At 61.4% G+C, this 22646-nt stretch carries 18 protein-coding genes; 11 read left to right on the top strand and 7 right to left on the bottom strand.

The features are described 5' to 3' along the window. Positions 1-10: 10 nt before the first annotated feature. From EKD03_RS15255 to EKD03_RS15225, 7 genes are all read right to left on the bottom strand, one after another. Entirely contained in the window at positions 11-892 is an 882-nt protein-coding gene (locus EKD03_RS15255; RefSeq protein ID WP_129632726.1) for a branched-chain amino acid ABC transporter permease, read from the bottom strand. A 41-nt stretch (positions 893-933) separates the two neighbouring features. Then, positions 934-2880: a long-chain fatty acid--CoA ligase gene (locus EKD03_RS15250; RefSeq protein WP_129632723.1), complete on the bottom strand. Its 1947-nt coding sequence runs from the start codon at positions 2878-2880 to the stop codon at positions 934-936. Between the two features lie 116 nt (positions 2881-2996). Beyond that, the gene (locus EKD03_RS15245; RefSeq protein WP_129632720.1) at positions 2997-3794 is read right to left on the bottom strand and encodes an ABC transporter ATP-binding protein; all 798 of its coding nucleotides are present in this window, start codon (positions 3792-3794) and stop codon (positions 2997-2999) included. Between the two features lie 381 nt (positions 3795-4175). Next, positions 4176-5198 carry an inositol 2-dehydrogenase gene (iolG, locus tag EKD03_RS15240; protein ID WP_129632717.1) on the bottom strand — a complete coding sequence of 341 codons (1023 nt, stop codon included), beginning with the start codon at positions 5196-5198 and terminating at the stop codon, positions 4176-4178. 159 nt (positions 5199-5357) lie between these two features. Further along, positions 5358-6398: a sugar ABC transporter substrate-binding protein gene (locus EKD03_RS15235; protein WP_129632714.1), complete on the bottom strand. Its 1041-nt coding sequence runs from the start codon at positions 6396-6398 to the stop codon at positions 5358-5360. Between the two features lie 53 nt (positions 6399-6451). Then, a complete protein-coding gene (locus tag EKD03_RS15230) occupies positions 6452-7498 on the bottom strand; it encodes an ABC transporter permease (protein WP_202976800.1) in 1047 nt (348 codons plus the stop codon). A 20-nt stretch (positions 7499-7518) separates the two neighbouring features. Continuing rightward, a complete protein-coding gene (locus EKD03_RS15225; protein WP_129632711.1) occupies positions 7519-8277 on the bottom strand; it encodes an ATP-binding cassette domain-containing protein in 759 nt (252 codons plus the stop codon). Between the two features lie 260 nt (positions 8278-8537). On the opposite strand from EKD03_RS15225, the gene EKD03_RS15220 reads away from it, so the two are divergent. The 11 genes from EKD03_RS15220 to EKD03_RS15170 all read left to right on the top strand — a co-directional run bounded on the left by EKD03_RS15220 (position 8538) and on the right by EKD03_RS15170 (position 22579). Further along, on the top strand, positions 8538-8738 hold the full coding sequence (locus EKD03_RS15220) for a hypothetical protein (protein WP_129632708.1): 201 nt from the start codon (positions 8538-8540) through the stop codon (positions 8736-8738). Positions 8739-8820: 82 nt separating this feature from the next. Further along, positions 8821-9333, top strand: coding sequence for a hypothetical protein (locus EKD03_RS15215; RefSeq protein ID WP_129632705.1), 513 nt, complete (start codon positions 8821-8823; stop codon positions 9331-9333). A gap of 55 nt (positions 9334-9388) precedes the next feature. Then, positions 9389-13951 carry an SdrD B-like domain-containing protein gene (locus tag EKD03_RS15210; protein ID WP_161569281.1) on the top strand — a complete coding sequence of 1521 codons (4563 nt, stop codon included), beginning with the start codon at positions 9389-9391 and terminating at the stop codon, positions 13949-13951. A 15-nt stretch (positions 13952-13966) separates the two neighbouring features. Then, positions 13967-14419: a TadE/TadG family type IV pilus assembly protein gene (locus EKD03_RS15205; protein WP_129632699.1), complete on the top strand. Its 453-nt coding sequence runs from the start codon at positions 13967-13969 to the stop codon at positions 14417-14419. Then, positions 14416-14937, top strand: a complete 522-nt coding sequence (locus tag EKD03_RS15200; protein WP_238613544.1) for a hypothetical protein — start codon at positions 14416-14418, stop codon at positions 14935-14937. The genes EKD03_RS15205 and EKD03_RS15200 overlap by 4 nt, the downstream gene beginning before the upstream one ends. Positions 14938-14957: 20 nt before the next feature. Further along, positions 14958-15791, top strand: a complete 834-nt coding sequence (locus EKD03_RS15195; RefSeq protein ID WP_129632697.1) for an SAF domain-containing protein — start codon at positions 14958-14960, stop codon at positions 15789-15791. A gap of 157 nt (positions 15792-15948) precedes the next feature. Next, on the top strand, positions 15949-17166 hold the full coding sequence (locus tag EKD03_RS15190; protein WP_129632694.1) for an ATPase, T2SS/T4P/T4SS family: 1218 nt from the start codon (positions 15949-15951) through the stop codon (positions 17164-17166). A gap of 70 nt (positions 17167-17236) precedes the next feature. Beyond that, entirely contained in the window at positions 17237-18496 is a 1260-nt protein-coding gene (locus EKD03_RS15185; RefSeq protein ID WP_129632691.1) for a ParA family protein, read from the top strand. Between the two features lie 229 nt (positions 18497-18725). Further along, complete coding sequence (locus tag EKD03_RS15180; RefSeq protein ID WP_129632689.1) at positions 18726-20708, top strand: ATPase, T2SS/T4P/T4SS family; 1983 nt, start codon at positions 18726-18728, stop codon at positions 20706-20708. Next, positions 20701-21630, top strand: coding sequence for a type II secretion system F family protein (locus EKD03_RS15175; protein WP_129632686.1), 930 nt, complete (start codon positions 20701-20703; stop codon positions 21628-21630). The genes EKD03_RS15180 and EKD03_RS15175 overlap by 8 nt, the downstream gene beginning before the upstream one ends. Before the next feature lie 157 nt (positions 21631-21787). Then, the gene (locus tag EKD03_RS15170) at positions 21788-22579 is read left to right on the top strand and encodes a hypothetical protein (protein WP_129632683.1); all 792 of its coding nucleotides are present in this window, start codon (positions 21788-21790) and stop codon (positions 22577-22579) included. Positions 22580-22646 lie beyond the last annotated feature (67 nt).

Here is a 22646-nt window from a genome sequence, read left to right as displayed (position 1 = left end):
TCCCAGGTGTCTATACGCGCTCGATGAGTTTCTGGCCAAATAGCCCGTAGGGCCGAACCAGCAGGATCAAGACCAGCACAATGAAGGGGGTTACCTGACCCATGCCCAACTCGGGTGGCAAGTAGCCACCGGCGAAGGCTTCGAGCAATCCGATGATGACCCCACCGACCACCGCACCGGGGATGCTATCGAGTCCACCCAGGATCACCACGGGGAAGACGAGCAGACCGACGTGGGCAATCGTGCCACTGACACCACCAAAGATGCTCATCAGCAGGATGCCACCGGCCGCCGCCGTTACCGCTGCAATCGCCCAGGCCACTGCCCAGACGCGCTTGATGCTGATCCCCATACTCAACGCGGCCTGTTGGTCATCGGCAACCGCACGCATGGCAATACCCTCGCTGCTGGTGCGGAAGAAGACTGTCAAGATGCCGAAGAGCAACAGCGCCAGACCAATCGCCAGCAACTTATCCATACCCACGGTTGCCCCCAGGATATTGATCGGGTCACGTGGGAGGAACTGGGGTGCGGGCAGGGGCGTAATGCCCCAAACCGCGCCAACAATTGCACGCAAGACAGATGAGAGACCAATGGTAACCATAATCACCGAGATGGCCGGTTCACCGATCAGGGGGCGCAACACCAACTGTTGGATCAGCACCCCCACTACTGCAGCAAGAATGACTGCGACCACCACACCGATTGGCCAGAAGAGGCCAAACTGCTGTACCGTCATGTAGGTCAAGTAAGCACCGATCATGAGCAATTCGCCCTGGGCAAAGTTGATCACATCGCTGCTCTTGAAGATCAGTACGAAGCCTAGCGCCACGAGGGCGTAGATCGCACCGTTGGCGATACCCGACAGGGAGAGCTGAATCAGTTTTTCCATAAGATATTTGGATGAGTGATGCTGAGCCAGTGGTGGCACGCTTAGCGTGCCACCGCAGCCTTCAGCGGTCGGCGGCCATCAGTAACCGGCGCAGGTGCCGTCATATCCTCAACATGCAGCTTCGTCTTGAGCAGAGCCGTGCGTCCATCCTGGTAGGTGATCGTTGTTTCGATCTCTACATCGGCCTGATCGCCATAGAGTGCATCAACGATCTCCTTGTAGCGTTGGGCCACGAGGCGACGGCGCACCTTCCGGGTGCGGGTCAGTTCGCCATCATCGGCGTCCAACTCCTTGTGCAGGAGCAGGAAGCGCTTGATCTGCGCTGCATTGGGCATATCGGCATTGGCACGTTCGACATCCTTACGGATGAGCGCATAGACTTCCGGCTTCTGGGAGAGGTCGGTATAGGTCGTGTAGGAGATCTGGCGGCTCTCGGCCCATTTACCGACATTGCCAAAATCAATGTTGATCATGGTTGTCACGAAGGGCCAATCACCCCCAAAGACCACCGCCTCCTTCACGTAGGGGCTGAACTTGAGCTTGTTCTCGATGAACTGGGGCGAGAACTTGGTGCCATCGTGCAGGGTCATCACGTCCTTGGCACGATCAATGACGATCAGTTGTCCATCATCATCGAAGTAGCCCGCATCGCCGGTATGTAGCCAGCCATTGTCGAGGGATTCGGCGGTTGCTTCGGGGCTTTTGTAGTAGCCGATAAAGACCGAGGGACTCTTGACCATGATCTCGCCACTCTCGGCGATCTTGATCTCGGTACCCGGCAACGGGGAACCGACGGTCTGGAACTTGATCGCGCCGTCGCGGTGGATGACGCTCAAGCCAGAACTTTCGGTCTGGCCATACACCTGCTTCAGGTTGACGCCGAGGGCGTGGTAGAAGCGGAAGACATCGGGGCCAAGCGCCGCACCGCCGGTATAGGCGCGTTTGAGGAAGCGCAGGCCGAGATGATCCTTGAGCATATCTAAGACCAAGAGGCGTGCTAGGTTATAGCCGAGGCGTTGACCGAAACTCGCGGGCTTGCCACTGAAGCGCGCATCGGCCATCGCGTAGCCCTGATTCATCGCCCAATCATAGAAGGCGTGCTTGACTGGTCCGGTATCTTGGATCTTCACCTGCACCTGCGAGAGCATATTCTCCCAGATACGCGGCGGCGAGAACATGACATGCGGGCCAATCTCACGGATATTATCTTGTACGGTGGCTGACGATTCGGGGAAATTGATCGTAAAACCAGCCTGAATACCGGCTGCCACCGTCAGCATCTGCTCACCAACCCACGCTAAGGGCAGGAAACTGACAAACTCGTCCTTGGGATCGAGTGGGTCAACATCGAGCAAGCCACGACCCTGATTGATCAGGTTCATGTGGGTCAGCATGGCCAACTTGGGCTTACCCGTTGTTCCTGAGGTGGTCGAGAGCACCGCCACATCTTCGGATCGTCCGAGATTCAACTCACGCTCAAAGTAGCCGGGGTTTTGCTTATCGAACTCGCGCCCCAGTTCCTCGATTTCAGGAAAGTGGGCTAAGAACGGCTCAGCATAGTTGCGTAGCCCCTTTGGCTCGTAGTAGACAACCTTGAGCACCCCGGTGAGATCAGGCCACAACTCCAGGGTCTTATCAACCTGCTCCTGATCTTCGGCGACAACCACGCGGGCATCGGTGGCCTGAAGGATGTACTTCACCTCCTCCGCAGCCGAGTCCTGATAGATGCCGACACTCACTGCACCGATTGCCTGGGTGCCTAACTCGGCATACAGCCACTCAGGGCGGTTATCACCAATGATCGCCACCACATCGTTGCGGCGCACGCCGAGGGCTGCTAAGCCCATCGCAAAGGCCCGAACATGCTCAGCAAACTGACGCCACGTCACGGTTTGCCAGATGCCGAACTCCTTTTCGCGTAGCGCAACCTTCTCACCCAAGTGCTCACCATTGCGTATGAGCAGGCTGGGCAGGGTCTCGTTGGCCATACGCCCCTCGTCCTCTCTGATTTGATAGACGCCGGATATTGTTTCGGTAACGAAAGGTTATTACAAATAATAACCGAAAAGGCTCTATTTGTCACGAGATAGATCTCGATGACCGTCTAGCTATGCTCTTGGCCCAGGTAGGCCGCGACGACTGCCGGATTGGCCTTTACCTCGGCGGGGGTGCCATAGGCGATGAGTTGGCCAAATTCGAGCACGGCGACGTTATCGCTGATGTCCATGACCACGCCCATATCGTGCTCGATCAGCACAATGGTGGTGCGCTGCTCCTCGCTAATATCGAGGATGAAGCGGGCCATGTCCTCTTTTTCTTCGCTATTCATGCCTGCCATTGGCTCATCAAGCAGCAAGAGGCGCGGGTTCATCGCGAGTGCGCGGCCAAGCTCGACGCGCTTTTGGAGGCCGTAGGAGAGCGAACCGACTGTCTTCTTACGGATGGACTGGATCTCTAACAGGTCAATCACCTGCTCGACCGCTTCACGGTGGGCGATCTCCTCACGCTGACCAGGCCCCCAATAGAGGCCACCCGTCAACACACCGCCACGCATATGCACATGGCGACCCAGCATGAGGTTATCCACGACCGTCATGTGGCGGAAGAGTTCGATATTCTGGAACGAGCGAGCGATTCCCAGTTGGGCGATTTCGTGGGGGGCGAGGCCGATCAGGTTACGGCCTTCAAAGCGGATTTGGCCCTGCTGCGGCTTGTAGAGGCCGCTGATGCAGTTAAGCATGCTGGTTTTGCCTGCGCCATTAGGGCCGATGATCGCCTGGATAGTACTGGGGTAGATGTTGAAGGTGATACCGGAGAGGGCACGCACACCACCGAAGCTCAGACCGATGCCATCGATCTGCATTTGCGCTTCGGGCATGGACGCACCATTGCGATCTGCCATTATCCTTGCTCCTGTGGCTCTTCCTTGGGCCGGGGCACGTATGATGAAAACGGTTCCTTGGGTGCGCCTATTATACGTTACTTTTTGGATGGTGCAATCGGGGGGGAACTGTTCACATTTGGGCTAAACAGAAGTCGCATGTTGACGCAAAGGCGCAAGGACGCAAAGGTTTTGTTGCAGGCTTTGCGCCTCTGCGTCTTTGCGTCAAAACCAGGATGCAAGGTAACTATTCACACTTGGGGTAAAAGAAATCTCGTATTGACGCAAAGGCGCAAGGACGCAAAGGTTTTGTTGCAGGCTTTGCGCCTTGGCGTCTTTGCGTCAAAAACTGGAAGCTAGGAGAAGTGTGAACAGTTATGATGCAAGGAGAAGTGTGAACAGTTAGGGGATGTTGATCGGGCGTTGTTCGGTGTGGCTGCGTTGTGCGGCAAGGGCGACCACGAGCGCGGCACGGGCATCGGCGGCACTGACCGCCACGGGGAGATCTTCATGCACGCTGCGCACAAAGGTGGCAATTTCGCTGGCGAAGGCTTCGACATAGCGCTGCATAAAAAAGTTGAGCGGCAGGTCGCGGTAGACGGTGTTGTGGTTGCTAATAACCACATTGTTGGGGTAGTTGTTGCTGGTGTGGATGGCCCCTCGGCTGCCCAATATCTCGGCGCGTTGGTCGTAGCCGAAGCCCGCCCGGCGGCTGTTCTCAATACTGCCGATGGCACCATTGGCAAAGCGGAGGAGTGTCACATGGCTGTCAATGTCGCCCACGCTGGCGATGGCTGGATCAACCAGGACAGCCCCTTGCACATAGACCTGCACAATCTCACTGCCGGTGAGGAAGCGGGCCATATCGAAGTCGTGGATGGTCATGTCGAGGAAGATGCCCCCCGATGTGCGCAGGTAGTCGAGTGCGGGTGGGGCGGGGTCGCGGCTGATGATATGGAGAATCTCAACCTGCCCGATCTCGCCATCTATGACGGCTTGGCGCATGCGGGCGAAGTTGGCATCGAAGCGGCGATTGAAGCCGATCTGAAGTTTGACCCCGGCAGTTTCGGCGGCGGCTACTGCTGCATCGTGCAATGCGAGATCGAGCGCAACCGGCTTCTCGCAGAAGATGTGCTTTCCGGCAGATGCAGCCGCCGCGATCAGGGCGGGATGGCTGGCGGTGGGGGTACAGATCAGCACCGCATCAATGTTGGGATCGTTCAGGATGGTGTGAGCATCAGGGGTGACATTCGGCACCCGTAGCTGATCGGCGAGGCTCTGGGCAGCTTCAATTTGGGGATCGGCAATCGCGACCAACTCGGCAGTGGGGATGCGCTGCACCAGGGTGGTGGCATGTACCGTGCCGATGCGTCCGGCACCGAGCAGGCCAATGCGTAGGCGGTGGGGTATGGAGGGTGTTTTCATTGGTGAAAATGTGCCGTAGTAGCGACGCAAGATATTGCGTCGCTACGGATGTTGCGCCGTTACGGATGTTGCGCCGTTACGGATGTTGCGCCGTTACGGATGTTGCGCCGTTACGGATGTTGCGCCGTTACGGATGTTGCGACGCAATATCTTGCGTCGCTACTCGTAATCGGCGGCGTTGTCCTTGGTCACCAACTCGGTGCCGGTGTCAATCAGTGGCTCGATGGTCTCGCCATTGATCAACATAACGAGGCTCTCGATCCCAAAGCGACCCATGTTGGCGGGAGCCTGGGCTACCGAAGCGGCCATGTCGCCTGCGAGGATGGCGGCGGCGGCGTCGGGGTTGGCGTCAAAGCCGACCACCAGGATTTCGCCGGTGAGGCCGGCATTCTTGATCGCCTCGGCAGCGCCGAGGGCCATGTTGTCGTTGCTGCCAAAGACTGCCTTGAGGTCGGGGTTCTTGGTCAGGATGTCCTCCATGGCGGTCAGACCCTTGGCGCGGTCCCACTCGGCGGGAACTTCGGCGACGAGATCGAGGCCACAGGCGGTGAAGGCGGCCTTGGCCCCATCAGCGCGGGCCTTGCCGGTGGAGGTGGTGATGATCCCCTGGAGGATGGCGACCTTATCGCCGGGCTGGAGCGTCTCGCAGATGTACTCGCCAGCCAGGGCAGCCCCGGCCTCGTTGTCGGTACCGATGAAGGTAACGCCCTCATTCTGGCCGTTGGTATCAATGAAGACCACCGGGATACCGGCATCAATGGCCTGCTGAATAACCGGCTCCAGCGCGGCGGGGTCGGTGGGCGCAATGGCGATACCGTCCACACCCTGGGTGATAGCATCCTCGATCTGGGCGATTTGGGCTGCCACGTCGCTCTCGGTGGGCGGAGCTTGCACCAGCACCTCGACGCCAAGTTCGGCCCCGGCCTCGATGGCCCCTTGCTCAACCGCAGCCCAGAAGGGATTACCGCCGCCCGGCCCCTTCATCGAAACGAGAATCTTGATCGTGGCTACCTCGGTGGTAGCTGTGGGCTCGGTGGTGGCCGTAGCCTCGGTGGTCGGTGCGCTGGTCGTCGCGACAGTGGGCGACGTAGGCGCGGGAGTCGGTTGGGCTGAGGTGGGGCTACTGGGGGCTGGCGCACCACAGGCAGCCAGTACGAACATTAGGAGCATCAACAACGCTGCGTACTTGGTTGATTTCATACAGTTCTCCTCTTGCACATTTAAGGACAACGAACGACGCATGATACTACAACTTAGCGCAGACTGCTACTCCCGCGCCGCCGCAAGACATCGAGTGCAACCACAACAATGATCACAACGCCAATGAGTACCTGTTGCCAGAAGACGGGTACATTGCGCAGGTTGAGGATGTTGCGCATGAGGCCGATGACGAGGGCACCGGCAAAGACACCGAGTACCGTACCGCGTCCGCCAAAGAAACTGGCCCCACCGATGATGACCGCCGAGATTGCGTCGAGTTCCTGGCCCACCCCAGCGTTGGGGAAGCCGGAGTTGGTTCGTCCGGCCAGAAGCAACCCGGAGAGACCGGCGAGCATCCCACACATGGTGTAGACAAGCACGAGGGTGCGATCCACATTGATTCCACTGACACGAGCGGCCTGGGGGTTGCCGCCAATCGCGTAGATATGGCGTCCGGTACGGGTATAGGTGAGGAAGAGGCTGACTAGGATATAGCAGATCAGCACCACCGCAAAACTGACCGGGAAATCTATGTTGGCGAGGCGCAGATTACCCGCACCGAGCCAGCGCACTGGTTCGGGGAGGCCACTGATCGGCACACCGCCGGAGATCAGATTGGTGAGGCCACGCGCAATATTGAGCGTACCGAGGGTCATGATGAAGGGATGCGGCAGGTGCAGCCAGGTGAGACCGAGGCCATTCACGGTACCGACCAACCCGCCGGTGATGATCGGGGCGAGGATGACGAGCGGCCAGGGGTAGCCATCGCGGGCCAGCACCGCAGCGGTCATCATGGCGAGGGCCAGGGTGGAACCTACCGAGAGATCGATGCCTGCCGTCACGATAACCAGAAAGACGCCGAGGGCCAAGACGGCGTTGAAGGAGATCTGGCGGAAGATATTACTGACATTGCGCCAGGTAAGAAAGACTTCGGGTTCGAGGAAGAACGAGACCGCCGCCATTCCCACCACGAGCAACAAGACCCCGTAGCGGTCGAGGAGATAGGTAATGGTAGAGAGGCGTGCTTTAATCGAGGCTAGATTGGCCCCTTCAGCATCATAGATGCGCTCCGCCCCGACAGACTGGTCGCGCTCACTCAACAGATCGATCCTTTCGCTGATTACGCTTTACGATTACCCATGATCCAGCCGATTACTTCGTTGCGATCCGTCTCGATCAGGGTGGATTCGGCAAAATTGTGCCCGTGGAAGAGTGCCATCACGCGATCACAGGCATAGAAGATGTCGTCCATACGGTGGCTGATCAGAATAACTCCTATACCAAGTTTCTTAAGGTCTTTAATCAGATCAAGCACCTTACGAACCTCTTTGATCGCCAAGGCCGCAGTTGGTTCGTCCATGATCACCACGCGGGCATGGAACGCGGTAGCACGGGCGATGGCAACGGCTTGGCGCTGACCACCGGAGAGATCTTCGACCCGTTGGGCGACACTCTTGACATGGATTTTGAGGTTATCGAGGTGGGTCTGAGCCTGCTGGGCGCTGGCCTTATGATCAATGATCGGAAAGAGACCGAAGAGGCGATGGGTCTGTTCGCGGCCAAGAAAGATATTCTCGTCAATCCGCATATTTCCGGCGAGGGCAAGATCCTGGTAGACCATCTCGATCCCAAGGGCGCGCGCATCGCGGGGGCTACGGAACTGCACTGGCTTACCACTGACGAGGATCTGGCCGCGACTGGGGGCGTGCATCCCTGAGAGCACCTTCATCAAGGTACTTTTGCCCGCGCCATTATCGCCCACCACGCCTAACACCTCACCCGGAAAGAGTCGCAAATCCACCCCCTCAAGTGCGGTCACAGCGCCAAAATACTTACTGATACCGCGTGCTTCGATCAGTGGGGTGTCATCGCTGTGCATAGGTATAGAGAGCCTCCCTTTGTGGATAGAGTCTTTATTGTAGCATGCAATACCACTATGGAGAGGTATACCGCCGTAGGCTATCCAAAAGTTACGCTTGACTAGAACGCCAAATCTCCCCCATGCCCCTAGTACCTTTGGTTCTGCGCACATCCTACCGATAGCCCTTGCGCTTTGCGAACTATTCCCCAGTGCCAAGCGGTCTAGTAGCGCAAATCGTCAATCCTAAGCATATCGTTAGATTCAGAGAGGAGTGCCGTATGAGCGAGGTCATGATCACGTACCGCCCCACCTTATCGTCGGTCAGTCTGGAGGATCTGGAGCGTTTGTGGGGGCCGACGATGCTATCTTCCTCGTTCGATACGTTGCGTGAGCGTGGCGTAGACTACGACTGCCCATTGCCGCCGCCGCCACCGCCACCGGCCAAGATGGAGGAAGTGCAGCGGCCGCCGTGTGCGTAGAGACGGCCCGGTGGGCCGCCGTGTGCGTAGAGACGGCCCACCGGGCCGTCTCTACCGATCATCGTACCTAAAGAGGTTCATTATGGCTTACTCGCGCTGGTTCGTACTCCTACTCGTGCTATTGCTGAGTGCATGCGGCACACCATCGGCGCTTGAGCCTTCCGATCCACGCTTGGCTACACTGCCAACCGATCTGACTGAAGAAGCGGTGGTAATTCCCCCTGCTCCGGCTGATCCGGCGCTGTTGGTGGCGTGGGCGAACCCCCAAGAGCGTTGGCGGGCGGTAGCCGAGCAAGCGGCGCGCCTGGATGGCGCGTCGCCGGAGAGCATCGAGGCGGAGAACGCCGCATTGGAAGCAGCGTGGCAGACGGGGTTGGCGCTGGCGACGCAGGCACGGACGCAGGGCTATGAGGTAGACGATTCGGCGCTGATTGCGGAGATTGCTTGGCGCATGATTGCCCATAACCACCCGCTGCGCGCTGATCCGGCCCGCGAGGCGGCTGATACGGCTGCGTGGGTTGAGGTGTGGCAGGGACGATCTACTGGCCCGGCGGTGGTTACGGGGCGGCTGCTTGCGAATGCCATGGTGCGGTAGGGTAGAGACGCAATATATTGCGTCTCTACCCTACCCACATGGATATGGAGGATCTATGCGTGTTCGCTACCGCCATTTTATGCTGCTGCTTATCCTCTTGGGATTCGTGCTCATCCCGCTGGTGCCCACGACCCATGCTCAGGTGGTTGCTGGTGTGGGCTTTGCAACGGCGGTACCTTGCGTCACTGCGCCTCCGGCGGTGGCGGTGACGACGCTGCCTAATACGCTGGTTGGTACGAACCCGCGTGCGGTTGTGAGCGACCCGGCACTGCTCCTGGTTGCTAATGGCGGCCAGACGACTCTGGCTCCGATTGGTGCGAGTGCGGTTGCGGGGGAGAACCGGCGTCTTCAAGGGGGCATGGGTGCTACCTATGGCCTCGCCTATGATGACGGGAGTGTGAGTGGGGTGCGGCGTCTCTTTGTGGCCGCCTATCTCAAGCGCAGTGTCGGCCTGGGCAGTGCTGGCCTCGGCGCGATCTATGAGTACCGCTTTGCCGATGGGTCGTGGCGGCATGTGTTGACGGTGCCGGGGGTGGGTGCGGAGAATCGCCCGGTTGCCGATGGGGTAGACCTCAACATGGCCGATCAGGTCGCTACGATTGGTCTGGGTGATCTGGAGATTGCGCCCGATGGACGCACGCTCTATGTGATGAATCTAGGGGCACGTCACATCAACCGTTACAGCCTCAATGCGGATGGTACTCTCACCGCGCAGCCACCGTTAGGGATCAATTGGGGGCTGATCAGCAATAGTGCGGCGGTTCGTAATGATCTCCGTCCCTTTGGGTTGGGCTTTATGCCACCTGATCCGAGCGCACCGCTGGGGACGGCTCCGACTCTGCTGGTGGGGGTGGTGGACGCGGCTACCCGGGTTGCGGGTGGGAACTGGGATAATCCATGGCCGACCCCGATGGGTTACGTTCTGGCGGCGAGTAATGCTGGCAATGGGGCGTGGAGTGTCTTGATTAGCCAGAATCTCCGCGCTACCCCGATCCAGGGACGGCATTGGGGATCAGGGTTTCTCGCGAATGACCCGCCACAAACGGGGAGTTGGAATCCGTGGGTTCCGCGTTCGGTTGCCGAAATTTCGGTGGGTATGGTCGCTGGGGTGCGCTATGTGCGCTTTGCTGAACCGATCCTGAGTGATATTCGTGTCTCCCGCGATGGGCAGATGATCTTTGTGGCCTACCGGGATCGTAGCGGCGACCAGTTCTTTCACCGTGCCCCACCAGCGGGGCAGGCATCAGTCATAACCCAAGGGGATATCCTCACGTACCAGCGTTCCGGGACGACATGGGTGCTTCAGGGGGCGGCGGCGTATGGCGATTTCTTTGATGACAATACCATTCTGGATGGGGGCAATGCGCATATCGAGAACTTTATGGGGGCAGTGACCCTCAATCTTTCTGGCACTGCGCCAAATGCCCTGACTGAGCAGATTGTCGCAACCTCACTAACTGGTTCGTTTCAATCGGGGCTGCGTACATATGCTAGTACAGGTGGAGCGTTCATAAATCAGCAGGTGATCCACCAGCACTTTACTCCCGCTGGGGGCAAAGCATCGAACCTCGGTGATGTGGAGACGCTGTGTACCTACGCACTGATCGGCGGGCGGCTGTGGCAGGACACCAATGCCGATGGGGTGCAGAATGCGGGCGAACCGGCACTGCCGGGGATCACGCTCGAATTGACCCGCCTGCCCAACGCTACCGATGCGCCACTTGCGACGCTGACGACCGATGCGCAGGGGCGCTACCTCTTCGCTGTGCCGCCCAATACGCCGCTCAGTATTCGGATTGGAGCCAGTAGCCGCACGAGTTTGGCTGCCGCTGGATGGTATCTCACCAAACCCAATCAGGGCGCGAATGATGCAGCCGATAGTGATGCGAGTGATGTCTTTGGGGTGATCGAGATTGCCGCCCCAGCCTACAGTGCGGTGGGTGGTGGCGTGACGGGGATCGCGCTGCCGATGCCGGTGCATCGTAGCGATCTGCGCACGGTTGATCTGGGGCTGACTCGCGTGGAGCCATCTGGCCAGATCGGGGATTGGGTCTGGACGGATACCAACATCAATGGCATTCAAGATAGCGGCGAGGTGGGGCGTGCCGCTATTCCCGTCACGTTGCTGCCCGACCCGACCAATGCGGCGTTGTTGCCGGGAAGTTACCCCCAACAGACGCTGACGGATGCCCACGGGCTGTATCACTTCTCCCAGCTTCCGCCTGGCCGTTACCGGGTGCGTTTTGGGCCACTTCCTCCGAATGTGCAGGCGACATTGCGTGATCGTGGCGCTGATGATGCTCGTGATAGTGATGTGGACGCGAGTACGAATCTGACGAGTGCGCTGATCAGTGTGGGGAGTCTGCCGCCTAGCAATGAGAATCGCAGTATTGATTTGGGCTTGGCTGGGTTTGCTGATGTGTGGGTGCAGAAGAATGGGCCAGCCGAAGCCCTGCTGGGCGGGCGGCTGCACTACACGCTCACCTACGGCAATGCTGGGTCGTTGGTGGCCCCCGATGTGCGCCTGGTTGATGATCTACCGCCCGGCATGACCTTCGTGAGCGCCGATCCGGCCCCGTCTTCCGTGGATGGCCAGCGGCTCACCTGGGATCTCGGCACCCTCGCGCCGAGCTTCGCGGGCCAGATCATGCTCGATGTTGACGCCCCGGTGGGTATGGGGGCTGCCACCAACCAGCCGGTGATCAACCAGGCGAGTATCAGTACCTCGGAGATCAGTGATCCACCGGAGAATAACAGCAGCAGTAGTAGTGGCATGCTGGTGCGCCCCGAACTCCAGATCACCAAGAGCGCTCCGGCGACGGTGTTGCTGGGCGAAGCCTTCACCTACCAGATTGACTATGCCAACCTGGGGAGTGTGGATGCCACCGATGTGCTCGTGCAGGATGTTCTGCCTGAAGGGGTTCGCCTAACGGCATGGCTCCAGAATCCGGGTGCAGCCTGCACCTATGACGCCGCGAGCCGCACGATCACCTGCATTGTGCTGAGTGTGCCCAAGGGCAGCGGCGGAACGATTCAGTTCAGTGCGCTGGCCGATTTTGACGCGGCGGGCAGCCTCGTCAATACGGCGACGATCCAGACCAGCACGAGCGGCGATGATCCGGCGGATAACTCGGCGAGTAGTACGACAACGGTGCAGTCCCCCAACCTCGTGGTGGAGTTGGCGATCAGCCCGGCACCCTTTGCGGTGGGGACGAGCGGTGCGGTGGTGGTGAACTACGCCAACCGTGGCGATGGTGTGGCCCGTAATGCGCAGATCAGCCTGCCCGTGCCCAACGGGGTTGCGCTGGGGGTGTTGCCGGCTGGGTGGAGTTTTGAGGCGGCGACGCGCACGCTCACCGCGCTGCTCGGCGATCTTGCGCCGGGGGCCAGTGGTACCGCGAGTATCCCCCTGGCGCTGCCACCCACCTTCGGCGCTGACGCGCTGGCCATGACGGCGACGATATCGAGTGATACCCCGGAGCACCCCGCTGATCTGGCCGATAACGTCGCGCATGCTCAGGTCGAGGTGATCCGCCCGAACGTCTTTGTGAACGCCAGCGGGCCGGGGAGCATCGTCGGCCAGGGGAGTGTCTTCTGGTATACGTTGGAGTATGGCAACCAGTACCGCGCCAACCCGGCCCGCACGCGGGCGGCGCAGGATGTGGTGTTGGAGGCGATTCTGCCGCCGGATGTCACGTTTGTGCAGGCCGACCTGCCACCGAGTAGCGTGAGTGGCCAGACGTTGCGCTGGGATCTGGGGACGTTGGCCGCGAACGCCAATGGGCAGATCCAGATTGTGGTGCAGACGGCGGTGCCGGCGGGCGCGACGCTGGCCTTTAGCGCCAGCATCAGCACCACCACCCCCGGCGATGATCCGCGTGATAATCGGGCAGATCTGGTGACGGATGTGGTGCTACCGCCTACCACCATCGGCCAGAGTGCCAGCGATATGCGGCTGGCTATTCACTCCGATCTTGATCCCCAGAGTGAGGATGGAGACGCGCAAAACGGGGTGTATGTCTCTGATGGCGACACGATTGCGTGGCCGTCGGGCGAGGTGTTGGACATGACCCCGCGCCTGATGGATCTTACGTTCCCGACACAGCCGCTGCCCTTCCCCTACGAATATCGGGCGCGGGTGGTGGGCTGGAGCCTGGAGGGGGTGCGGGTGAATGGTACGACCCACGCGCCCGCAGCGGCAGATAGCCGGGGGATTGCCGGGTGCCGTACCGGGGCAATGCCGGGTAGTGTGTTGCAGTTGTTGGGCGGCTGCCGTTACGCCTACCTGGGTGGCCAGGATCTGAGCAACCTTGCACGGGCAGTCCGCGAGTCTGAAATGGCGACCCAAGCCCACCTCTACTGGACGCAGCCGCCCGCCCCGCCCATGCGCCCCGATGTCTACCTCTACACCCTCGACCCGCTGCGGCCAGTCCAGGTGGAGATCGCGGTGGAGGTGGAGGTTTGGATCGTCAACGCCTACCCCGGCAGCATCGGCGGTATCCCGCTGCCGGAGATCCCGGTCTACCCCGTACCCGACCCGCAACGCCAGCGGTTGGATCGTACCTTCACGATCAATCTGCTCGTGCCGCGCAGTGTCGTTGGGCCGGGAACGCCGTAATAAAGGAGACCTCCTATGAACTACCGCACCTTTTCGGGTTACCGAACATTACCACCCCGGCGCGTGTCACACGCCCGGCGGCGCGGTCAGGCACTGATCGAGTTCATGCTGGTGTTGCCGATCATGTTGTTGCTGTTGCTGGGCCTGATTGGGGTTGGCCAGATCCTTCTCGCCAACTACACGATCAACCAGGCGGCGCGGGTCGCGGCGCATCAGGGGGCGTTGAGTGGTGGAATGAGTAACGCGGCGCTCAGCGCAGCCGAGCAGGTAATCGCCACCGGTGTGGGTACCGAGACCCAGAATGCCCAGATTACGGTGCAGTGTAGCCGCACTCCGTGTCGGCGCTACGACCCGATCACCGTGCAGGTGGATTATCGCGGGGTGTTGTGGGTGCCCCTGCCGGGCTTGTTGGAGCAGTTCCATGTGCAGGCGGTGGCGACGCGCGCCGCAGAAAGAGACAGCCAGTGAAACACCCTGGTCAATCGCTCATATTGGTGGCGCTGATGCTGCCGGTGTTGGTGGTCTTTGTGTTGGTGGTGGTGGAAGTGGCTGAACGACGGCTGGAGGTGGCGATGATCGAGGATGCGCTGCAACACGCAACCCGCTCAGCGGTGCAGAGCCTCGACTATGCGGCGCTGGCAGCGAACAACCAGAGCCTACGTGCCGAGGGTGATTGTGTGGCGGTGACGTTGGCCGAGGGCGGGGCGTGCCAGGAGGTGTTGGCGGTGGCGGATCGCTTCCTGCGCACCAACCTGAGCGGGGTGCGCGGGCTGGCCGAGCCGATTGATCAGATCGCGGCGCGGGTACGCTGGACGGTTCTGCCCAACGGCGGCACATGCAGTTTCCACAGCGGCCAAGCCCAGAGCGCGGGCAGCCCCTTGCTGTGTGCCGAGGTGCAGCCACTGATGCGTGGGATTGTTGGTTGGGGCCACTATCGCCCCTGGATTCATGCTGGCGATACGCTCGATGTGGTTCGTGGATCGTGATTGTAGCAAAGGAATACCCTATGTCCACAGCAACCCCGGTTATTCCACTCACGCAGGCACTGGCACGCAAGAAGAACAGCCCGCTGCCTGCCATCCTGATCGTCGTCGGCCTGATTGGTGCGGTCACGCTGGCTATCCTCGGCTTTCTGGAGAGTCGCAAGAGCGAGACGCTGGTCGTTCTGGTGCGCGATGTGCCGTATGGGCAGCAGATCAGCGCCGAGGATCTGGGGACGGTGGCGTTGCCACTGCACCGCCCGGCCCAGTTGGTGGGCGTGAGCAACCCGGCGGCGGTCGTCGGGCAGTACGCGGCGCGCAACCTGGGCACCAACGATCTCCTTCAGCCCTCGATGCTCATGGCTGCCCCGCCTAGCCAGCCGGTCTACCCCAACGGCGAGCAACTGAACCCCGATATGGTGCCGGTGCCGTTTGCGACCACCACGATTGGGCCACTCACCTACCGCGACCGGGTCAACATCGGGTTTAACGATCCCAGCGGGGCACCCGATCTGTGCGATCAGGCGCGCCGCGCCGCCGATGGAGCGCCCTCGATCATGCCGTCGCCCAGCGGGGGGATGGTGCGCCCCTATGCGTGCCGCCTGCTCAGTTCGGTGCGCGTGCTCTATGTGGATGATGCGGCCAAGATCGCCTACTTGGAACTGACCCCCTACCAATCCCACACTATCTGGGCCTTGCAGGCGGCGGGGCTACAACTCTGGGGCGAGCGCTTTGGGGCCACCTCGACTCCGCTCGCCGGATTGGATCGCCTCGATATTGGCCAAGTGACGTTGGGCGATCTGGAGGCTGCGGGTATTCCCGGTAGCAGTGTCGAGGTGCCGGGGAGAGCGAAAGAATAGCGGTTTCCACTTCTTCTAAAAGCCAGATGTTGACGCAAAGACGCAAAGACGCAGAGCTTTCAACTTGGTATTCAATCGCACCCTTTGCGCCTTCGCGCCTTTGCGTCAAAAAAGGCTCCGCGTAGGAACCCCTACCGATACCCAACAAGGAACATCCATGCACACCGAACTTCCCGCTGAACTGTGTCAGACCGAGATTGACGTTCCGGCACTGGTCGCTGATCTGCGCATGCTGGTGCGCAGTGGACGGATGCGCAATTACTGGCACCTGCCACCAGCCGAGACCTTCAACCTGCTCGGTATCGGCCACGATCTGCCTGAACATGTGCGGGCCACGTTGGATTGGTACGGCCCGCTGGAGATCTGGCGTGATCCAGAACATGGGGTCTCCGACATCATGTTTAATGGCCCACCGCACGATCCCTTCTTTATTGTGCAACACGGGGCGATGCTGAACAGTGGGGTGCATGTGCATTCGGGCTGGATCGAATGGGTGCGCCGCCAACTGTTGGTGCGCAGTGGCAAACTTGCGCACATCTACAACGCCGAACCGGGGCGCTTGTTGGCCCAGGGGGTAGCGGATCGCATGCGCTTTGCTGTCACCCGCCCGCCGATCACGCCCTATGGCATCTCGCTCTCTGTTCGTATGTTGCCGGAGCGTTGGCCGACGATTGACGACATGGTGCATGGCGGTACCCTGAGTCGTGAGGCCGCCGATCTGCTGCTGGAAGCCCTGGCCTGCGGTGCCTCGGTGCTGGTTGCCGGGCGCACCGGCAGCGGTAAGACCACCCTCACCGCCGCGTTGACCCAGGCGATTGGGCGCAGCAAACGCCTGGTGCTGATCGAGGATGGTGGCGAACTGCCGCGCAGCATGAATAGCGTGCATATCGAAGTGTTGGAAGAAGAACACACCTTCAGTCAGGCGGTCACGTTTGCCCTACGCCAAAAACCGCACTACATCGTGGTTGGCGAGGTACGCGGCGGCGAGGCGATGGCGATGCTGCAAGCGGCGGCAACCGGCCACCCTGGGATTGGCACCATCCACGCCGGGAATGTGCAAGGGGCATTGCGCAATCTGGAACGCATGGCCATGCTGGGCCTCGCGTCCGAGTCGAGTGGGGCGGGGCAGGCAGCCGCCCAGATCGTGCGCAGCCTGATCAGTTCCGATATGGTTAATCTGATCGTGGTACACATCGGGATGGCCGCGAATGGACGGCGCACGATCTTGGCGATTGATGAGGTGCTGCGTCAGGGTAGCCACGGGCAGAGTGGCGAGCACTTTCCCACCAACCCGCTCTTTCAGCATGACGCGGTGAGTGGCGCCTTGATGCGGGTGGGCAATGTGAACGCTGCCTGGGGCTTGGGGCGGTTGTAGATTTTGTTGGTGTTTGGCGGATTTGTTGCCAAACACCAACAAAAATAGGCATCGTTTAGAAGGAGTACCTATGGAACTCGTGATCTTCAGTGCGCTTGAAGGGCTGCATGTCCGTGCCGAGTCGCTGCGTGATCTGGCCCTGCTCACCCCGTCGCGGCTGGATCAGGTACAACGCCTGCTGCATAGTGAACAACCACCCGACGCGCTCTATCTCGATGATAGCCGAAGTTTGCCCCTGCCCGATCTGTGGCGCACGACGGCGTTGGCGCAGCAGATGGGCGTGCGGGTCTTGCTCAACCTCTATGGCCCGGCGCGTAGTGCGCTGAATGATGCGCAGAGTAGCGGAATGCCCACGTTGAGTAGCGGCGATCCAGAGGTGGTCGTGGCATGGCTGGGTGAGCAATTGGGCCTCGCGGCTCAGAGTCAGGGTAGCCGCTTGCCGGTGGTGGCGGTCGGGGCCGCCAAGGGTGGTATCGGTAAGACCTTTGCGACCTGTGTGTTGGCCGAGGGGCTGCGGCGACGCGGGTTGCGCGTCTTGGTGTGGGATAGCGACATCTCCAATCCGGGGCTGGTTCCGGCGTTTCGGGTGCCCTCAAGTGCCCCCTCGTACCTGCACCTGATCCAGCGTGGCCCCGCCCACTGGAACCCCGGCGATATCCGGCCCTTCATCTACACTCCCGACTCGACCCGTGGTGGTGAGACGGGTTGGGGCCAAATTGACTTTCTGATCGGTTCGCACAGTGTGGCGCGTGCCGAACATGATGTGCGCCTCCCCGATTGGCAGGGCTTCTTCAACGGGGTCGTCAGCGCCGAAGGCTACGATCTGGTGTTGATTGACACCCCACCGGATTATCTGCGTCGCCCCTATGCGACCCACGTGCTGCAACAGGGCGGCACGGTGATTCTGCCCGCCCCGCCCGGTGCGCGTGAGCGCATGGGCGTCGGCCATCTCCTCGATCACTTCCGCGAACATGCGCCGGATCGCCTCGATCAGTGCCTGTTGCTCTTTATGGAGCCAGAACGCGGCGTGACGAGTCGGGTGAGTGAAGTTGCCAGCCTCTTTGCGCGCCGCTACCCTCAGGTACAGGCGCTCGGCACCCTGCCGCGTTCGCCGCGCCTCGCCAGCATGGCCGACGAACACGACGGCTATGTCTCGATGCTCGATCTTGGCCCGCACAGCGCCTTCAGCCATGCCACGCATCAGATCACCGACACCCTCTGCACGCGCTTGGGCCTGAGCACGCGCCTGCCCATGCCGCGCCTCAATGCATGGCAACGCTGGATGGCCAATGTCAAAGGAGATCGCCCGTTGAACCCGGTGGCGGCGTAGCGTAGAGACGCAAAATATTGCGTCTCGTGGCGTAAAGACGCAAAATATTGCGTCTCGTGGCGTAAAGACGCAATATTTTGCGTCTCGTGGCGTAAAGACGCAAAATATTGCGTCTCGTGGCGTAAAGACGCAAAATATTGCGTCTCGCGGCGTAAAGACGCAAAATATTGCGTCTCGCGGCGTAAAGACGCAAAATATTGCGTCTCTAATACCGGAAAGGACAACCCCGATGCACCCACGTTCCCTAACCGTGCTCGAAGATGGCGGTCTGCACCGGATGGGTTCGCCCATACCGCGTACCCCGCCCGCCAGCAGCGACCCGACCATCCTCCAGGCGGTGCGCGAGGCGCTTTTGGAACGCCTCGACCCGGCCTTGCTCGATCCGGTTTCGCCCGCCAGCGAACGCGACCCGGCGGTGTTGCGGGTGTTGCGTGCGCTGATCGGTACCCAGATCGAGCAGGGCTACGGGCCACTGCGCGGCTTGCCCCAGGATGAGGCCGGACTTCTGCACCTCTTTCAAGAGGCGCTTGGCTGGGGGCCGGCCCAACCCTATTTGGATGACGAGCGTATTCAGGAGGTGAAGATCATTGGCGATCTGATCATGGTGCAGGAGGAGGGTAGCGACTTTGCGCTGGTGCCGGAGCGCTTCGCCAGCCCGCGCCAAGCGCTCGACCGCGCCTTAATTCTGGCGGCGCGCCTGAATGTGCCACTCAGTCGGGCGCGCCCGCAGGATACGCTGCCGCTGGCGCATGGTACGCGGGTGCATGTGAGTATTCCGCCCTGTACGCCCGAAGAGAGTGCGCTGATCTGTATTCGGCGTGGCCGACGTCATGCCTGGGGCTTGGATGAGATCCTGAATCGGGGTGCGTGTGATGCCAATGTGGGTGGTTTGTTGCGTCTGTTGGCGCGGGCGGGCTGTTCGCTCATCATTGCCGGAGAAACCGGCAGCGGTAAGACGGCGCTGCTTGAAGCGCTGATCAACACATGGCCGGGTGAACCGCATGTGATCACGATTGAGGACAATACCCAGGAGATTGCGGTGCGCCACCGTGCTTGGACTCGCGAACTCGTGCAGACCGCGCTTGAGCCGGGGGCGTTCGGGCGCGCCGCCCGCGAGGTGCTGCGCCAGACGCCCTCGCTGGTGGCTCCCGGTGAGACCCGCGCCGAGGAGGCCGGGGCGATCTTGGCGGTGGCGGTGAGTGGCCACGCGGTGATCACGACGATCCACGCCCGTTCGGCGGAGCGCGCCGTCATGCGTTTTGCCGATTGTGCCGCCATGCCGGGAGCCTACATCTATGCCGGGCGGCGCGAGCATGCATTGGAGGATGCCTGCGACAACTTCCACGCGCTGATTCACTTGGAGAAGGCGGGCGGGCAGCGCTACATCAACGAGGTTGTGCTGCTGAATGGCGTTGAAGAGGTAGAGGGCCGATTGCGTCCGCGCACGCTGCGCCTCGCCTGGGCTGAGGTGGGCGAGAACGGGATCTTCTGGCAGAGCGCCGCCTCCGCCGACGGCGACCGGCTGGTTTGGGCGGGGCCACAGCAGACTCCGGGCCACCTGTTGCGCCGCTTGCAACTGCTCCAGAGCCGCGAGCATGGGCGCGTGGCGGCTTCGTCACGGGCGGTGGTTGCCGATGCGCTCAAACGTGCCGAGATCGCCATCCGCGCTGGGGGCAGTGAACAAGCTCTGGCTATCCTGCGGCGTGCCTGGGCCGAACGGCGCGACGAGCGCCTCGCGGCTGCGGCACAACGCGCCTTAGAGATCGATCTGGCCACGGCAGCCCGCTACACCACCATCGCCCGCGAGATCGCCGAGCGGGCGCGGGCGGCCCTGCACGCTCGCCGCTGGCCCGATGCCCGCGCCGCGTATGAAGAGGCCGCCGACAACCTCGCGCTCTACGCCGCCTACACCCCATCTGGCGGCTGGCCCGCGCTGTTTGCGCAACTTCAGCGCGCCGAGGCCGCCGAACAGACCGCGCTGAGTGCGGTGCAACGCGCCACCCATGCGGTGGTGCAGGGTCGCGCTCGTGACGCCGTGGATCTTCTTGCGCAGATCGAAGCCAGCAACCTGAACGCCACCACCGCCATGAGCGTCCTGAGCGCCCGGCGCGCCGCGCTGGCCCAACTCTGTGCGGCGGGTGAGATCAGTGCTGACGCGCTCATCCCGGTGGATGCGGCGCTAGTAAGCTATGCGGAGGCCGCCCATGCTTGAAACCGCAACCACCCACCCCGGTAGCGCCTGGCTGATCAGTGCGGTACCATCCGCCCTGCTCCTGGCGATCATGTTGCTCGTGTTGGTGGTACTGCGCGGGCAGCTCGTGGCTGCACTGCGCCAGATCCAGGCGCGTATGGTGGGCCGCTCTACCACGATAGACCCCGCGCTGCTCTGGCTCCCCACTCTGATCGATCCGGGGCGCGTGGCGCTGCTGGTGAGCGCCGCGCTGCTGGGGGTGGCAGGCATCCTGGGGCTGGTGCTGCCATTGCCGCTGGCGCTGCTGCTGGCCCTCCCCGCGACCGCCGCGCTGCTGGGGGCTGGGTTAGCCTACGCCAAAGCCCGCTACATCCACGCGCTCGACCGCGACCTGACAGCGGCGGTGGGGCGTCTGAGTGCGCTGCTCAAGAGTGGTAGCGGCTTCCGCATCGCCATCGAGCGCATCCTGCGTGACATGCCCAGCAGCCCGCTGCGTGATGAGTGGGCCTACCTGCTCACCCGCCAGGGCGCCAATCTGAATAGCGGCGGCATTGCTACCCCGCAGCAGGTCGTTGTGGCGCTCGGCCTCCAGACCCTCTCGCAGCGCCATGCGACGCTGCTCAGCCACCTGAGCGTTGCGGTGGCGCAACCCCAGGATGTCCTGGCGCGCCGCTGCGAAGCCGCCTACAACGCCATCCAGGATTCGGATCGTCGCCGCGAGGAAGCAGCGACCGAACTGGCCCAGATGCGCTACAGCGGGATTGCGGTCGGCTTGGCCGGGATCTTGATGGCGATCTACCTCACCTTTACCCAGTGGGAGCGCGTGCTGATTGCCTACCAAACCCCGTTGGGGCTGATCGTCGGCGTCTTGGTGGTGAGTGCGCTGCTGCTACCGATCATCGGTGGGTTTGTGCTGGCGCGTGCCGATGATGTGGATTACTAGGTGGGGATGTGGGGCTGCGCCCCAGACCCCAATTTGTGTTGTTTTTTGGCGGCGAAGCCGCCAAAAAACAACACAAAAGATCTTCGGGGGCGGCGCAGCCGCCCCCGAACCCCCACCGAAGGTGGATCTTACCCTGGAATAACGAGGAGGAACAAATATGGAAGCGCTCTTCCTAACCCCCGGTTTTGCCTACTTCCTGGCCGCGCTTGGCGCGAGCCTGATGGTGGGATTGGGGCTAGTTATTCGCCCACGACCCTTGGTTGCGGTGGCTGGCGAATCGCCCCGCCTGAACCCAACCATGCGGCTGGTGGCCGGGCAACTCGCCGCGATAGCCCTAGCGGGTCTGCTCGTCACTAGCATCATCGCCGCCGATCTGCGCGGGGGGCCACGGGTGCTGCTGGGCGCACTCGCCATCGCCGCCTACCTGGGCGTAGGCATCATCCTGCCGCGCCGCGAACAACTGCGCCGCGAACGCGAAGCGGTAGCGTTGCGCCGCATCACGCCGGGCCTAATCGGGTTTATTCGGGTCGGGATGGGCAGCTTCGAGGCTCCCAGCGCGATCCTCCAGCGCTATCTGAGCCAGAGCTCGCCCCGGCTGGCCCCGATGCGCGATCTTGTCCACACCGCATTAGTGGTGGGGCAGGAGCGCCGCTTGCGCCCCTTTGCTGCACTGGCACTGGCAGCGCGCCCACGCGGATGCCGCGAACTGAGTGATGTCGCTGAAGCCCTGGCCCAATCCGAGAGCGAGGGCAGCCCGATAGAGACCGTGTTGGCCGCGCAGCAGGCCACTCTCGAACTGATCTTGCAGAGTGAGTTCAAACGCATGCTGCGGCGACGCACCATGTACCTGCTCTTGATGGTCGCGATTGCACTCGTGGTTGGGATTCTGATCAACCTGCTCTGGATCATGACCGGAGGCGGCTCGGTGTTTAGTCAGTTGGGGTCATGAACCGCAGGGGCTAAAGCCCCGCGGCTTGTCTCTGGCTAGAGCGCCCTGCGCTCTCCGAGATGTACGG

The sequence above is a fragment of the Candidatus Oscillochloris fontis genome, from assembly GCF_004138135.1.
GTDB classification, from domain to species: domain Bacteria; phylum Chloroflexota; class Chloroflexia; order Chloroflexales; family Chloroflexaceae; genus Oscillochloris; species Oscillochloris fontis.
This window is presented reverse-complemented; position numbering and strand designations above follow the sequence as displayed.

What these genes read in the sequence shown, in the direction of transcription:
- EKD03_RS15225 (WP_129632711.1), bottom strand. Translation starts at nt 8,277, where the DNA reads ATGCACAGCGATGACACCCCACTGATCGAAGCACGCGGTATCAGTAAG.
- EKD03_RS15245 (WP_129632720.1), bottom strand. Translation starts at nt 3,794, where the DNA reads ATGGCAGATCGCAATGGTGCGTCCATGCCCGAAGCGCAAATGCAGATC.
- EKD03_RS15170 (WP_129632683.1), top strand. Translation starts at nt 21,788, where the DNA reads ATGGAAGCGCTCTTCCTAACCCCCGGTTTTGCCTACTTCCTGGCCGCG.
- EKD03_RS15235 (WP_129632714.1), bottom strand. Translation starts at nt 6,398, where the DNA reads ATGAAATCAACCAAGTACGCAGCGTTGTTGATGCTCCTAATGTTCGTA.
- EKD03_RS15250 (WP_129632723.1), bottom strand. Translation starts at nt 2,880, where the DNA reads ATGGCCAACGAGACCCTGCCCAGCCTGCTCATACGCAATGGTGAGCAC.
- EKD03_RS15215 (WP_129632705.1), top strand. Translation starts at nt 8,821, where the DNA reads ATGGCTTACTCGCGCTGGTTCGTACTCCTACTCGTGCTATTGCTGAGT.
- EKD03_RS15255 (WP_129632726.1), bottom strand. Translation starts at nt 892, where the DNA reads ATGGAAAAACTGATTCAGCTCTCCCTGTCGGGTATCGCCAACGGTGCG.
- EKD03_RS15205 (WP_129632699.1), top strand. Translation starts at nt 13,967, where the DNA reads ATGAACTACCGCACCTTTTCGGGTTACCGAACATTACCACCCCGGCGC.
- EKD03_RS15180 (WP_129632689.1), top strand. Translation starts at nt 18,726, where the DNA reads ATGCACCCACGTTCCCTAACCGTGCTCGAAGATGGCGGTCTGCACCGG.
- EKD03_RS15185 (WP_129632691.1), top strand. Translation starts at nt 17,237, where the DNA reads ATGGAACTCGTGATCTTCAGTGCGCTTGAAGGGCTGCATGTCCGTGCC.
- EKD03_RS15210 (WP_161569281.1), top strand. Translation starts at nt 9,389, where the DNA reads ATGCGTGTTCGCTACCGCCATTTTATGCTGCTGCTTATCCTCTTGGGA.
- EKD03_RS15195 (WP_129632697.1), top strand. Translation starts at nt 14,958, where the DNA reads ATGTCCACAGCAACCCCGGTTATTCCACTCACGCAGGCACTGGCACGC.
- EKD03_RS15220 (WP_129632708.1), top strand. Translation starts at nt 8,538, where the DNA reads ATGAGCGAGGTCATGATCACGTACCGCCCCACCTTATCGTCGGTCAGT.
- EKD03_RS15175 (WP_129632686.1), top strand. Translation starts at nt 20,701, where the DNA reads ATGCTTGAAACCGCAACCACCCACCCCGGTAGCGCCTGGCTGATCAGT.
- iolG (WP_129632717.1), bottom strand. Translation starts at nt 5,198, where the DNA reads ATGAAAACACCCTCCATACCCCACCGCCTACGCATTGGCCTGCTCGGT.
- EKD03_RS15190 (WP_129632694.1), top strand. Translation starts at nt 15,949, where the DNA reads ATGCACACCGAACTTCCCGCTGAACTGTGTCAGACCGAGATTGACGTT.